The organism is Colwellia sp. SU-HH01217 (genome assembly GCF_057543495.1).
Genome location: NZ_BAAJLX010000005.1, coordinates 262,319 through 275,937 on the forward strand (window position 1 = coordinate 262,319; position 13,619 = coordinate 275,937).

At 35.9% G+C, this 13,619-nt stretch carries 13 protein-coding genes; 5 read left to right on the forward strand and 8 right to left on the reverse strand.

Going from position 1 to position 13,619, the window contains the following annotated elements; all coding sequences use genetic code 11:
* Nucleotides 1-14 precede the first annotated feature (14 nt).
* From recQ to ubiU, 5 genes are all read right to left on the reverse strand, one after another.
* Complete coding sequence (gene recQ, locus AC27G3_RS09055; protein WP_487120825.1) at nucleotides 15-1,841, reverse strand: DNA helicase RecQ; 1,827 nt, start codon at nucleotides 1,839-1,841, stop codon at nucleotides 15-17.
* A 35-nt stretch (nucleotides 1,842-1,876) separates the two neighbouring features.
* Nucleotides 1,877-2,578, reverse strand: coding sequence for a 16S rRNA pseudouridine(516) synthase RsuA (gene rsuA, locus AC27G3_RS09060; RefSeq protein ID WP_487120827.1), 702 nt, complete (start codon nucleotides 2,576-2,578; stop codon nucleotides 1,877-1,879).
* 199 nt (nucleotides 2,579-2,777) lie between these two features.
* A complete protein-coding gene (locus tag AC27G3_RS09065; RefSeq protein WP_487120829.1) occupies nucleotides 2,778-3,380 on the reverse strand; it encodes a CCXG family PEP-CTERM protein in 603 nt (200 codons plus the stop codon).
* 179 nt (nucleotides 3,381-3,559) lie between these two features.
* Nucleotides 3,560-4,462 carry a U32 family peptidase gene (locus AC27G3_RS09070; RefSeq protein WP_487120831.1) on the reverse strand — a complete coding sequence of 301 codons (903 nt, stop codon included), beginning with the start codon at nucleotides 4,460-4,462 and terminating at the stop codon, nucleotides 3,560-3,562.
* Between the two features lie 27 nt (nucleotides 4,463-4,489).
* Nucleotides 4,490-5,485, reverse strand: coding sequence for a ubiquinone anaerobic biosynthesis protein UbiU (ubiU, locus tag AC27G3_RS09075; RefSeq protein ID WP_487120833.1), 996 nt, complete (start codon nucleotides 5,483-5,485; stop codon nucleotides 4,490-4,492).
* A 237-nt stretch (nucleotides 5,486-5,722) separates the two neighbouring features.
* Between ubiU and ubiT the strand changes: the two genes are divergently transcribed.
* From ubiT to AC27G3_RS09090, 3 genes are all read left to right on the forward strand, one after another.
* Nucleotides 5,723-6,274, forward strand: a complete 552-nt coding sequence (gene ubiT / locus AC27G3_RS09080; RefSeq protein ID WP_487120835.1) for a ubiquinone anaerobic biosynthesis accessory factor UbiT — start codon at nucleotides 5,723-5,725, stop codon at nucleotides 6,272-6,274.
* Nucleotides 6,275-6,573: 299 nt separating this feature from the next.
* The gene (locus AC27G3_RS09085) at nucleotides 6,574-7,032 is read left to right on the forward strand and encodes a hypothetical protein (RefSeq protein WP_487120837.1); all 459 of its coding nucleotides are present in this window, start codon (nucleotides 6,574-6,576) and stop codon (nucleotides 7,030-7,032) included.
* Nucleotide 7,033: 1 nt separating this feature from the next.
* On the forward strand, nucleotides 7,034-7,258 hold the full coding sequence (locus AC27G3_RS09090; protein ID WP_487120839.1) for a helix-turn-helix transcriptional regulator: 225 nt from the start codon (nucleotides 7,034-7,036) through the stop codon (nucleotides 7,256-7,258).
* Between the two features lie 102 nt (nucleotides 7,259-7,360).
* On the opposite strand, the gene AC27G3_RS09095 is transcribed toward AC27G3_RS09090, so the two are convergent.
* Nucleotides 7,361-8,212, reverse strand: coding sequence for an ion transporter (locus AC27G3_RS09095; RefSeq protein ID WP_487120841.1), 852 nt, complete (start codon nucleotides 8,210-8,212; stop codon nucleotides 7,361-7,363).
* Between the two features lie 2 nt (nucleotides 8,213-8,214).
* Nucleotides 8,215-8,856, reverse strand: coding sequence for an MBL fold metallo-hydrolase (locus AC27G3_RS09100; protein ID WP_487120886.1), 642 nt, complete (start codon nucleotides 8,854-8,856; stop codon nucleotides 8,215-8,217).
* 231 nt (nucleotides 8,857-9,087) lie between these two features.
* Between AC27G3_RS09100 and AC27G3_RS09105 the strand changes: the two genes are divergently transcribed.
* Entirely contained in the window at nucleotides 9,088-10,425 is a 1,338-nt protein-coding gene (locus AC27G3_RS09105; protein WP_487120842.1) for a sodium-dependent transporter, read from the forward strand.
* A gap of 309 nt (nucleotides 10,426-10,734) precedes the next feature.
* The gene (locus AC27G3_RS09110; protein WP_487120844.1) at nucleotides 10,735-11,817 is read left to right on the forward strand and encodes a GGDEF domain-containing protein; all 1,083 of its coding nucleotides are present in this window, start codon (nucleotides 10,735-10,737) and stop codon (nucleotides 11,815-11,817) included.
* A gap of 170 nt (nucleotides 11,818-11,987) precedes the next feature.
* Here the strand turns inward: AC27G3_RS09110 and AC27G3_RS09115 are convergent, their stop codons facing one another.
* A complete protein-coding gene (locus tag AC27G3_RS09115) occupies nucleotides 11,988-13,382 on the reverse strand; it encodes a DNA recombination protein RmuC (protein ID WP_487120846.1) in 1,395 nt (464 codons plus the stop codon).
* Nucleotides 13,383-13,619 lie beyond the last annotated feature (237 nt).

Sequence of the window (13,619 nt, forward strand, 5' to 3'; positions counted from 1 at the left end):
CATCAGGTTAATTCCTAATGAAATTCAGTTAATATCGCTAAAAACGCATCACCAAAACGTTCAAATTTGGTGATGCCAATTCCCGAAATCGCAAGCATTTGCGCTTGATTACTCGGCTGATTAATTAACATCTCTTGTAATGTAGCATCACTAAACACTACAAATGCTGGCACGTTATGCTCATCGGCTAAACGTTTACGACACGCTTTTAATTTTAACCATAGCGGCATATCAACTTCTTCAATAGCAATTTTTTGTTTTTTAGCGCGTTGATTACCTGATGAACCACTAGCAATTGACTCGGCAACATCACGACGAAGTTGTAATGCTTGTTGCCCATTAAGTAGCGGCCGACAACTTTCTGTTAACTTAACCGCACCATAGTTGTCGGCATCAACAGATAAAAATCCGCGTACCACTAACTGTCTAAACACACTACGCCAAGCATTAGCATCCAACTCTTTACCAATACCATAGGTTGACAGCTTTTGATGGGAAAACTGTTTAATTTTTAGATTGCTTGCACCAAGTAAAATATCAATTAAGTGCACCACACCAAAGCGTTGTTCACTGCGATAAACTGTCGACAACGCCTTTTGTGCTGCCGTGCTCGCATCCCAAGTCTCAACTGGCGTGAGACAATTATCGCAATTACCACAGTGATCATTGGCTTGTTCATTAAAATAATTTAATAGTACTTTTCGGCGACAACTGGTGACTTCACATAAACCTAACATGGCATCTAGTTTACTACGCTCTGCTTGTTTAAATTGCTCATTGCCTTGAGATTCTTGCATCATTTGTTTAAGAAATACCACATCTTGCAAGCCATAAATCATCCAAGCAGTTGATGGTAAGCCATCTCGCCCTGCTCGTCCTGTTTCTTGATAATAGGCTTCAATGGATTTAGGTAAATCAATATGAGCAACAAATCGAACATCGGGTTTATCAATGCCCATACCAAAAGCAATAGTCGCTACAATAATAACATTGTCTTCGCGTAAAAATCGTTGTTGATGCAAAGCTCTTAACTCGCTCGATAATCCCGCATGATAAGGTAATGCGGTAAAACCTTGTTGCGATAAATACAACGCAAAGCTCTCAACACGTTTTCTTGATAAACAATAAACAATGCCGCTGTCTTTGGCATGGCTTTGTTTAATAAAATTTACCAATTGCTTTTTAACATTGTCTTTGTGGGTAATGCGGTATTGAATATTAGGACGATCGAACCCTGAGACATACTTTTGAGCATTTTCTAGTTGTAAACGGGTAATAATTTCTTGTTTAGTTCGCGCATCGGCTGTTGCTGTTAACGCCATTCTAGGCACTTGAGGAAACTTTTGTGCAAGCATACTCAGCTGCAAGTAATCGCTTCTAAAATCATGGCCCCACTGAGACACACAGTGAGCTTCATCAATGGCAAACAATGAGATAGTGAGTTGTGATAATAATGCTAAGGTACGTGACTGAATCAGCCTTTCTGGTGCTATATAAAGGATATCGATATTGCCACTTATTAACTGGCTTTCAATATCACTAACTTGCAAAGCTGATAAAGTTGAATTTAAAAAGCAAGCATTTACACCAACTTGGGCCAATGCATCCACTTGATCTTGCATTAAAGCAATAAGCGGTGAAATAACAACACCCACGCCTTTTCGCACTAACGCAGGTATTTGATAGCACAAAGATTTACCGCCGCCTGTTGGCATTAGCACTAAAACATCTTTACCGTCGATGGCTTGACTTACAATATCAGCTTGTTGTCCCCGAAATTCTGAATAACCAAAAGTATTTCTTAACAAGGATAACGCATGATTATTCGCTGTATTTGACATAAACAATTCCATTTAGGGGGAAGTTAGCAGTGCAGTTATTTAACAGAATTCACTTCGTCTGCTGTTAAATATCGCCATTGTCCAGGCTCAAGATCATCAGGTAAAACAATGTCTCCAATTTGCTCTCTGTGCAACCCTACCACTTTATTATAAACCGCAGCAAACATTCGTTTAACTTGATGGTACTTACCTTCAGTAATAGTAAGTAGTACTTCTTTATTCTGACCGTCTTCAATTATAACTAGCTCTGCTGGACGTGTTAGTGAAGCCTCCCCTTGTAATTGTACTCCGTTTTTAAATTGTTCGATGATCGATTCATCGAGTGGGTCTCTTAGCCATACACGATAAGTTTTTTTACACTGTTTTTTAGGTGAAATTATATTATGAGACCATCGTCCATCATCGGTAATTAATACCAAACCTGTCGTGTCGACATCTAATCGCCCTGCTATATGGAGATCAAACGCCTTATCAACATCAACAAAGTGTAAAAGCGAGGGGTGTACTTCATCAACATTTGAGCAAATAGTATCGAGTGGCTTATTCATCATAATGTAACGAGAAGTACGAGCAGTTAGCGTTTGACCATCAACACTTATATGATTATTTTCGTGAACTTGGGTGGCTGGATTTTTAACAACTTCGTTGTTAACTCTTACTTCCCCACTTTTTAATAATGATTTCGCCTCATTTCGGCTTAGTTCGGTGCTTTTACAAATAAATTTATCAAGGCGCATAATAATTAATAATAACGAGTAAAGAGAAGCTTTACGCTATTATCCTTGCTGATAGGAAAAACTGTCAATGAAATTTATAACGGTTATGAAAAAGAAAAGTGTCTAGGCATAAAAAAATCCCTAACAATTATATTGCTAGGGATTTTTAACACTGGAAAATGAAATAAGCACTCAATATTTGGTGCTTTAGCTGAGCTATTTACACCATGCGACGACGAGCAGCAATGCCCATTACAGCTAAACCAAATAATGCAATTGTTGTTGGCTCTGGAATGCTTGCAGCATCTAAGTTAGCAACAGATAAAGTGTTAGTTTGTTTATTGTCGTTAGTAAAACGAATTGAGCTGTTACCGTTACAACAGTCTTCTGCCCAATAAACATCAATTACTTGGCTGTCACGAGCAAGATCTGATAACGAAACAGTGAAAACATCTGAGTTACTCCAGTTGTTGCTCCACCATAAATTATCAGTACGGCTATCAACTAATAAACCGTCAACGTAAATAGCAGCGCCGTAACCCGCGTCTAAACCAAAATCAAATACCCAATTTGTAGTATATCTTTCTAAAGATAAATCAATTTGTAAATGACCAAAGGTGTTGTTACCTAAACGAAAACTATCAAGGTTATCAACAACATTACTAGTAATTGCTGAGCCTTGTGAAAGCCATGAGCTAGTAAAATCAGATGAGTCAACACCGTTATCGATAACGCGTGTTTCAAGGGTAATTAGTGTTGCGCTAGCATTTGCACAAGTAAAAGCTAATGCTAAGCAAAAAAGTTTGATGTTTTGTAAATTCATTACTGCTATCTCTTAGTAGATTAAAAAAATAAATTCACTCAACTAAGAGCAATAAACAAGCCAACTTGCAACACACTGTATTTATTAGATAAATTTTAAGCTAAAATACTTTATGTAAATTATATTGACACAATTGTACAATAAAATATATCGTCGTTTGTACTAACCGTATTTTTTAATTAAGCGACTGACATACCTGCTATTTGATGCCAATAACCATTACACTCCTTAACCGAATTAAGTTTTTGCTTAACAGGGTGTTCTAACTGTTTTCTAAATAGTGTTAATTGCCTGAACGCTTTTTCACTGTCAGCGCTCACTCTGGCAATATCTACACCTAAATTATTGAGCTCAGGTATTTCATTTATTAGGTTGTATTGATAGCCTGACATTGTTTGTATACCATTGAGTATAAATACTTTTTCATGCTCACGACTTCTCATCTCTCTACCTTGAGGGTACTTAATACAACAATATTGGCAATCATCTTTTGCGCGGTTTTCAGAGCGCGCGGTAAAACAACGAGCAGAATAAGCTAGCGGTAAATATCCCCAAGAAAAAACTTCACACTCGAATTGTTCTCTTATATTTTCATCTTCGGCTTGCTCTAGGATCTGTTTAAGCCAGTCACCTGATAATTCAACCGGCATTGTCCAACGAATCATCCCTTGTTTTAACAAAACTTTAAGCGTAGATAAATTATAACAATTAATTGCAGGGCCAGCGACAAAGGGCATCTTTAACTCATGCATCAGTTGCACAGCGCTAAGATCATTAGCTTCAACTAATAATTCACCGTTATCGCATAATCGTTTCATTACTTGTAACTCAGAAGGAGATTCGAGCAATGCCATGGTGGAAATAACAATTTGTTTATCTTGAAACTGAGTATCATTTATCAGTGTTTTCGCCATATTATTGGCAAGTTTAAGCCAATCTTTTGCTCTCAATTCTCTTCGTTTTGAGCAAACGGTTTCTCCTAAATAAATAATATCTGCTTGGCTACTGAGAGCCTTATGGTAAAAGTTTTCCACTTGTTGTTTAGGCCAAAAAAATAAACTAGGTCCGAGAGAAAATTTCATATTATTACCTTGATGATTAAATAGAGCTTATTGCCATTTACGGTGATAGGCACCAAGTGTGGTTTGCGATCCTTCAGATAAATTAGCCAGTGCTTGCATCCATCGTTCTGCCAGTTCAAATTTATTAGGGAAATGCTTAAAATGATCTAAAGCTTGTCGCCAAGTTTTGGTAACTTGCTCGACATAAGCAGGACTTCGCTGACGGCCTTCAATTTTCACTGATACTATACCCATTGAGGCAAGCTCTGGAATTAATGCTAAGGTATTTAAACTCGTGGGTTCTTCTAAGGCGTGATAAACCTTGCTGTCGACTTCAAACCTCCCTTTGCATAAAGTCGGATAACCTGCCTGCTCACCAGTTTGATAGCGATCAATTAATACATTATTTAAACGGCTTTCTAAACCTTGCTCTGTTTCTTGCCAACGCACATGCTTTGCTGGCGAACACGCACCAGCGGTGTTCGGTGACTCTCCTGTCATATAGGAAGATAAATAACATCGCCCCTCGGCCATAATGCATAAACTACCGAACGCAAACACTTCTAACTTAACAGGACTAGATTTTGCTAACTGCCTAACTTGCTGAACAGATAACACCCTAGGTAATACGATTCTTTGTACATCAAAATTATTTTTAAAAAACTTTATCGTTTCTAAGTTTGTACTAGAAGCTTGAACCGATACATGCCGCTCAATTTCCGGATACTTATGAGCCGCATAATCCAACACCCCTAAATCGGCAATAATTAATGCATCACAGCCTATTTCAACTGCATTATCTATCGCTTTCCTCCAACGCAATTCATTATTAGGATGGGCAAAAGTATTGATTGCAACATGTAGTTTTTTACCATGCAAATGAACATAGTCGGCCGCTTTAACTAATTTATCACCATTAAAGTTTAACCCAGCAAAGTGACGAGCATTAGTATCATCTTTCATACCAATATAAACTGCATCAGCACCATTATTTATTGCCGATTTAAGCGCAGGAAGATTCCCCGCAGGACATAATAGCTCCACTCATTTTCTCCAAAAACCACCTTACCAAAATACGGGTAATGACCTATTTGATAAGGTATTGATTAACATAAGAAGGCTGCATCCTAACGTGACTTTAACGGCCATTTATTGATTTAAAATAACTTATTTTGTATCACAGATAAAAATCACTAATTGTCCAATTTTGTTGATCTAGTTCACAGTTAAAATAAACACGTTTGCTACTATTAGAATCATTTTATTTCTCGGATTAACATTGTGTCTAAGCTTTATTTATTAACTAAAATACCATTACCAATACGTGAAAAAACAATTTCTATTGTCCCAAAAATGTTGAAGCCATTACTGCCAATTATTCCCATCAACGTTAAAGAGAAATTACTATTAAAGATACTCAATACTATTTTCAACGAAGCTATTTCAGAGGGTGACTTTAACTGTTTAGAAAATAAATGGTTAAAGATATCGGTTACAGATCTAGAGCTAAATTGGTGGTTAAGTGTTAAAAACAAGCAATTAATAGTGTCTACTAAACAAAAATCACACAAAGAGGATGTCAGTTTTAGCGCCAAAGGTGATGATTTATTGCTTATAGCAGGGAGAAAACAAGATCCAGACACCTTATTTTTTCAACGTCGATTGAGTATTGAAGGTGATACTGAACTAGGCCTAGAAGTGAAAAATTTAATTGATGCAATAGAACTTGAACAACTTCCCTGTTCTCTTCATAAAATCGTAACTAATTTCGCTAATTTGTTACAGCAAACATATGATGATATTGGATATTATCAGCAGGTTAATAGCCGCTAATTAAATAAACTGAGCTCGGCTTAACAAATATTTCTCTAGCAGCTATTTTTCCTTACTTCTTCGTTAAATTAAGAAAAACTATCAAGCTAGAGTGGAGTAAAATAATTATTTGCCTATTTTTCAAACTGTTAACCATCCCTTAAACTGAGTTCAGGTTAAATAGCTAACTATATTGGTTTATTTTAACAAAGCATAAAATACCATACATAAAGTTAAAAATATTTGACACCACACAAGAGTCAAGGTATCTTAACATCAAGTCAAATATTTTTAACATCAAATAATGTAAGTGAGGATTTATGTCATACAAAGAACAAGGTTTATGGGTTTCGCTTTCGCTAACCCTCTATTTAATATATTTTTATTATTCAAAGATGCTGTTATTACAAAGCAGTATGAAGCTAAACGAGGCAAGTTATTTTGGCTTACTAATCACTACCGTTATTTGGTTAACAATAATTTCAGTTATTTCTCACATCGTTTTAGCCATCATTAATTACAAAGAGGCGGATAATGTAGATGATGAGCGAGATAAATTAATAAACTTATATGGTTGTCGTGCAGGCTATTATTTTTTATCGATAGGTGTCGTCGTTTCAATTGTTCATGTGCAAATTAATAATGTAATTGGTACGCATTTGGGTATTAGCACTGAATTAGATCTAGTCAATTTCATGCATATTATTGTAATGAGTTTCTTAATTGCCGACGCTATTAAGTACGCTACTCAAGTATTTTATTACCGCAGAGACAGCTAACATGAGTAAACCTAAACCTAAGTCCATAACAAATGAAATTAGAAAGTTGCGTTTTAACCAGAATGAGATGACACAACAGGCGCTTGCTGATTTAGTAGGTGTGTCTCGACAAACGATTGTTGCAATTGAAAAAGGGAAATACTCACCCTCTCTAGAGGTGGCTTTCAAAATTACTGATGTATTTGAAGTGCCCTTTACCGAGGTGTTTAATTATCAAGTTGTATAAAACAACGTTAGCATAAAATCACGCCGCGTTATGTTTGCAAAATTTTTATTAATTAAACGAAACTTTATAATAAACGCGGCGCCTTTAACTGAACGTTACTTGCTATTTTTTCACTACTTGTTGCTCGAAAGAATTCTGTTTTAATAACAGGCGTTTTATTTCAGCCAGTTCAACTTCTAATTTATCTATTTGCGCTCGGCTTGCATGTTCGCCACCATCTCCCGTTTCGCCATGTAATGCGGCGCGATAGCTTTCGTGCTCTTGCCCCATCACTTCTAAAACGGTACCTACCATCATATTTAAAAAGATAAATGCTGTTAAGAAAATAAAACTAAGATAAAAGATCCAACTAAAGGGGTACACCGCCATAGTCTCGTACATCACATCTGTCCAATCTTCAAACGTGGCAACGCGAAATAAAGTCAACATAGAGATAGAAACATCTCCCCATAAAACTTCATTTATTTGGTTAAACAACATACTACCAATGGCGGCATATATATAAAAAATAACAAACATTAGAAGTACAATGTAACCCATACGAGGTATTGCTTTAAGCAAAGCATTAATTAAAATACGAAGCTCTGGCACCATAGACACCAAACGTAAAACTCTAAACACCCTTAATAATCGAGCAAGTAGAACGCCTGTTCCTCCTGTTGGGATTAAACTACCAATAACAATCACTAGGTCAAAAATATTCCAACCACTTTTAAAAAAAGCTTTTTTATCCTGATACGCTAAAAATCGAATGGTAATCTCAATCACAAAAAAAACAGTAATACCGCTGTCGAGTAACGTGAGAATGTACACCACATCATCAGGTAAATTGTGTGTTTTAGCGCCAATAAGTAAGGCTGAAAGGATAATGACGGTGATCACTATTCCTTGGAAAATTTTACTGCTATCAATTTTTTTCAACTGTCGTTGAGCACTATAAACCAAAGACGCCATAATTAATTTGCTCCAACACCAACAAAAGGATTATTGATACGCTCTTCGCCAAATGTTCCCATAGGACCATGACCTGGAATAAAGTGAACATCATCACCCAGAGGGAATAAATTTTCTTGAATAGATTCGATTAATTGCTTTTGGTCACCACGTGGAAAGTCAGTACGTCCTACCGAACCACAAAATAATACATCACCTACTTGTGCTAATTTTGAAGCACGATGAAAAAAGACAATATGTCCTGGCGTATGACCAGGGCAAAAGTACACTTCAAGTTCAATATTGCCAAATTGTACTAGATCACCTTGTTCTAACCAGCGATCAGGCGTAAATTTTTCAGCGCCAGCAAAACCAAAACGTTCTATTTGTTGAGGGATAAGATCAATCCAAAACTGATCTTCCTTATGAGGGCCTTCAATAGGAACTGAAAAATGATCAACAATAGCTTGTGTTGCGCCTGCATGATCAATATGAGCGTGGGTGAGTAACACCTTAGTTAACATTAAATTATTCGCTGAAATTGCATTAATAATTTTATCAGCATCACCACCAGGATCGACCACTGCGGCCTCTAGTGTTTCATCACACCAAAATAACGTGCAGTTTTGTTGAAACGGTGTAACAGGAATTATTTGGTACTGCAACATAACGAGGATCTCTTAAAATATGGAATAACGGCTTAACAAATTACTTCACTAATATCGCGCCGTATAATAATAAGTAAAAGATAATGTGCCAATGGTTAATTGATAAGATTGTGCCTAAAAAGCTAAATTTAAAGACACAATCGTTAGATAATAGCTAAAAATACTTTCTAAAAAGCAGCGAACTAGGTAAGCTCCAACGCAAATAAAAATGTTAACCCTATAAGAACTATGTCGATTCAAAGAGATTCTTTTCATTCCCGTATTGGTTTTGTCTTAGCCGCCGCTGGCTCTGCCATTGGTTTAGGCAATATCTGGGGCTTCCCGACCCAAGCAGCCAATAATGGTGGTGGCGCATTTTTAGTTGTTTATTTATTAGTTACCTTACTTCTAGCGCTTCCTGCACTGTATGCAGAGATATATTTGGGTAACCAAGCCCAAAAAAACCCTGTTGGTGCGCTTGAACAGGCATGTAAAGAGAAAATGCCTAAAGTGGGACGTTCTGCCGGTGTTATTGGCTTAGTAGGCGCAATGATGATGCTAAGCTTTTACACTATTGTTGCTGGTTGGATGTTAGCCCATGCACTTTCAGCGCTATCTGAGTTATTAGGCTTTGTAGAGGTTGCTCATTGGTTGTCAACACCAAGTACTTTAAGAAACATTGTGTTTACCCCAATTTTTATCGTACTTGGTGCATTCATTATTCATCAAGGCGTTCATGCCGGCATTGAAAAATGGTCGGCTAGATTAATGCCTGTTTTATTGATGATGCTATTGGGCTTAATTGTATATATTTTACAACAAGCTGGAGCCTCTGAAGGTTTAGCGCTTTATCTTATACCTGATTTTAGCCAAATAACCGATCCTAAATTGATTATTTCTGCCATGGGCCAAGCTTTTTTCTCGTTGTCAATTGGTGTTGGCGGCATGATGGTATACGGATCGTACATGAAAAAAGATAAAGATATTGGCAAATTAGTTTTGTCGATTGCAGCCCTAGATACTTTTATTGCATTTATGGCGGGCTTATTAATTATCCCTGCACTTTTTGTCGCTCAACATGCCGGACAAGAAGTGTTTCTTAATGATAAGTTGATTGGTGAAGGTGAACTAATCTTTCAAATACTTCCTTCTTTATTTAACACCATGGGCAATGTCGGTTTAATTGTTTCGTTTGCCTTTTTCTCTTTGCTTTCAATTGCAGCGCTAACATCGACTATTTCATCAACCGAAGTCCCTGTTGCATATTTAGTTGAAGATAAGAAAATGGAACGTTATCGCGCTACATGGTTAATATCTGCACTTGTCTTACTATCAAGCATGACATTAGTTGCTTACTTTGATGAGTTATTTGGCTTAGTGATTATGTTATTAACCACTATTTTACAGCCATTAATGTGCTTATTTTACTTTCTCGTTATTGGTTGGATTTGGAAAAGAGGCAATAAATTAAGTGTTAATGCTCAGCAAGCCGGCAACAAACGACTAATGTTCTTTGCTAATTATTTACGTTATATCTGCCCTATTTTATTAACGATTGTCTTTATCAATATTGTTTTCTTAGCATAAACTTTCCGCTCATGTTTAAAACTTCATTAAACATGGGCTGTTTTAATTAACGCTTGTAAAAAAATGTGAAGGGCTATTACTACGGGTTGATTTACAACTAAAAATAACAAGCTAGTCGTCCTTAAATTTTACTTAAACAATTAATAGCACTTTATATAGACGATTTAAATAATCATATCTATATGAAAAACAAAACAATAGTCAAAAATTTACGCAATAGCGTTATTTTATTACAACTATCGGATATTTTCGTTTAAAATCGTCTTATTGGATGTTCTTCATTACTGACTAAAAATATAAAATAATAATATGATACTTGAAAAATTAACTAACCTTGGCACCAGTCACCAAACTTTCTCTATTGCCAGTAAGTCTCGTATGACGAACATTATTTCCTTGTTTACCATTTTCATTTCCGGATTTTACACTTTCAATTATATTTTTATTTTAAATGAACCAATAGTTGCATTTCTTAATGCTTGTTTCACCTTGGCATATTGCTTAACACTAGCGTTTACTTATTTTAATGAACATAAAAAAGCGAAACTCTGGTTTTTTAGTATTGTTATGCTGCACTTATATGTTTGTACCAATGTTTATGTTACCAATAAAACAGGTTTTCATTTATATTACTTTTTAGTGCCTACCGGCGCTTTTCTGTTATTTGAATTAAAAGAAAAAGTTGAAAAAGTCACGTTAAGTTTAATTGCCATTGTGTTGTTTTTTTACTGTGAAAATACTTTTAATACCTCACCGATTATCGAATTAACTGATGAGATTAACCACTTAATTTATCAATCAGTATTTTTCTTTAACATGCTTGAGGTTATTTTTGTATTAACTTTATTTGCCAATCAAATTGAAACCAATGAACTCAAACTGACTAAACAAGCGACAACAGATGCGCTTACTGGTATTGCAAACAGACACTACTTTTTTGAACAAGGTAATGCACTACTAAGCAGTGCCAATCATGACGATAGACCTTTTAGTCTCATTTTATTAGATTTTGATAATTTTAAGGGTATTAATGATGTACATGGTCACTTTATTGGTGACCTTTGTTTAGTTGAAATTACGAAAACGATTCAAAAACATTGTCGTGAACAGGATATATTCTCACGTATTGGGGGCGAGGAATTCGTTATCGCCCTACCAGATACGACTTTGCAAGAAACTAATAATATAGCCGAGTCCATTAGATTAGCTATTAGCAAACAAGTTATAACAACTGAAAAAAATACTAGCATTACTTGTACCGCAAGTTTTGGTATCACAAGCCGTACTAAAGCGAATGAGCAAATAAGAAATTTAATGATGCAAGCGGATAAAGCACTATACTCTGCAAAAAATCAAGGAAGGAACCGCGTACAAATTTTCACTCACGGTTAGGCTTTGTTGATCTTTCGAGCTTGTTTTTGCTTCGACTTATTGGGGATTTATACATGGGAGAGCCTTTGACATGTGCTTTTTCCACATTTAAAGGCAATTACGCAGTAAAAATCCCCAAGACTTACTTTTTAAAGCACGATTTAACTTAGTTTAACTTATCTAAACAGCACTTATTTTATCAAATTTAGCTCATCATTTGTTTCGAACTCTTCTTTGCTCGTAGACAATTTAGACGATTTTTCTGTTAATTCAACCTGTTCTATTTTTTCAAAACGATTGGTTATTTTATTCGCTGATGTATGAATTTGCTTAACATCTGTTGCTGCTTGGTCGATATGCTTCGCAAGGTTAGCAAATCGGGTTTTGAACCGATTAAAGTCTTGACCAAGATCAGATAAATGCGCTTGAATAATGTGGATCTGCTGCCTTGTTGCCTCATCTTTCAATACTGAACGAGCTGTAGTTAAAATTGCCATTAGAGTAGTCGGAGATGTCAACCAAACTCGTTTCTTATTAGCGTAATCAACTAAATCACTTTGATGCGCATGAATTTCAGCGAATATCGCTTCTGCAGGAATAAACATAACAGCGCCATCTGCTGTTTCATTGTTAATTAAGTATTTATCGCTAATATCATTAATGTGCTTTTTTATATCAAGCTTAAATTGGCGCTCTGCTGATTTTCTATCGTGATCGCCAAGGGTGTTATCCGCCATTTTTCGATAACTTTCAAGAGGAAACTTAGAATCAATTACAACATTACCTGTGGGTGCTGGCAAAAACAACATGCAGTCAGCCACCTTCCCATTAGACAAAGTATGTTGTAAAGAAAAACTTTGCTCAGGCAATACATTGCGAATAAGGGAATTTAATTGTACCTCCCCAAATGCACCACGGGAGCGCTTATCCGCTAAAACCTCTTGTAAGCTAACAACATTAGAAGAGAGCTCGGTTATTTTCTTTTGTGCATCATCAATTAACGCTAAGCGTTTTAAAATATCAGTAAAAGTTTTAGTGGTTTTATCAAAGCCATCACTTAAACGTTGTTCTACTTGTTTACTAATGTCAGTTAATTCTTGCTTGGTGGTCGAGGTCAGTTCATTCATTCGCTTAGAAAGTTGCTCTGAGTTTGCCAGTAAAGATTTACTAAGCTCTTCCCGGTTTGCTTGTGTTGCTTTATTTAAATGTGTGGTTAATTGCTCTAAAGAGCTTAACTGTAGTTGATTAAATTGATCTTTTTGTTCGCCTAATTGTCTTAACAGCTTTATTCTAAGATCTGCTATTTGCTGTTCAAAATAAGTTTTCAACTCCGTTTGTTGCTGTGCTAAATGTTGATGGTTTAAGGTAAGTTGTTGCTGTTGATGACGTTGGGTACTTTCATTTAACTCCGTGGTAGAAGCCAGCTTTATTACCGCCTCTTGCTGCAGTGCTAAAAGCTGTTGCTGGTTTTTAATCACGCGATTTGTTTTTACCCATAAAACAACGCTTGTTAACCAAGAGAGTACAATCACTGCGCCTATTGCACAAAATGCTATAAAGGTATTATCTGCAAAAGAAAATGTCATAATTTTTTATCTTAGTCACGTATAAGTTTCACTATAGATAATGGTGACATTTATTAAAACTCTTGTCTACAAATACTGTATATAACATCAGTTAATATAGATATTCATACCGTCAATAACATTGCGGTAAATAAACATTAATAAACATTAATAAACATTAATAAACTAAGACACATAAAAAAACACGCGTTTAATTTGCGTGTTTTTAATAAGGTCGGTTAAAGTTTTAACTGAAGA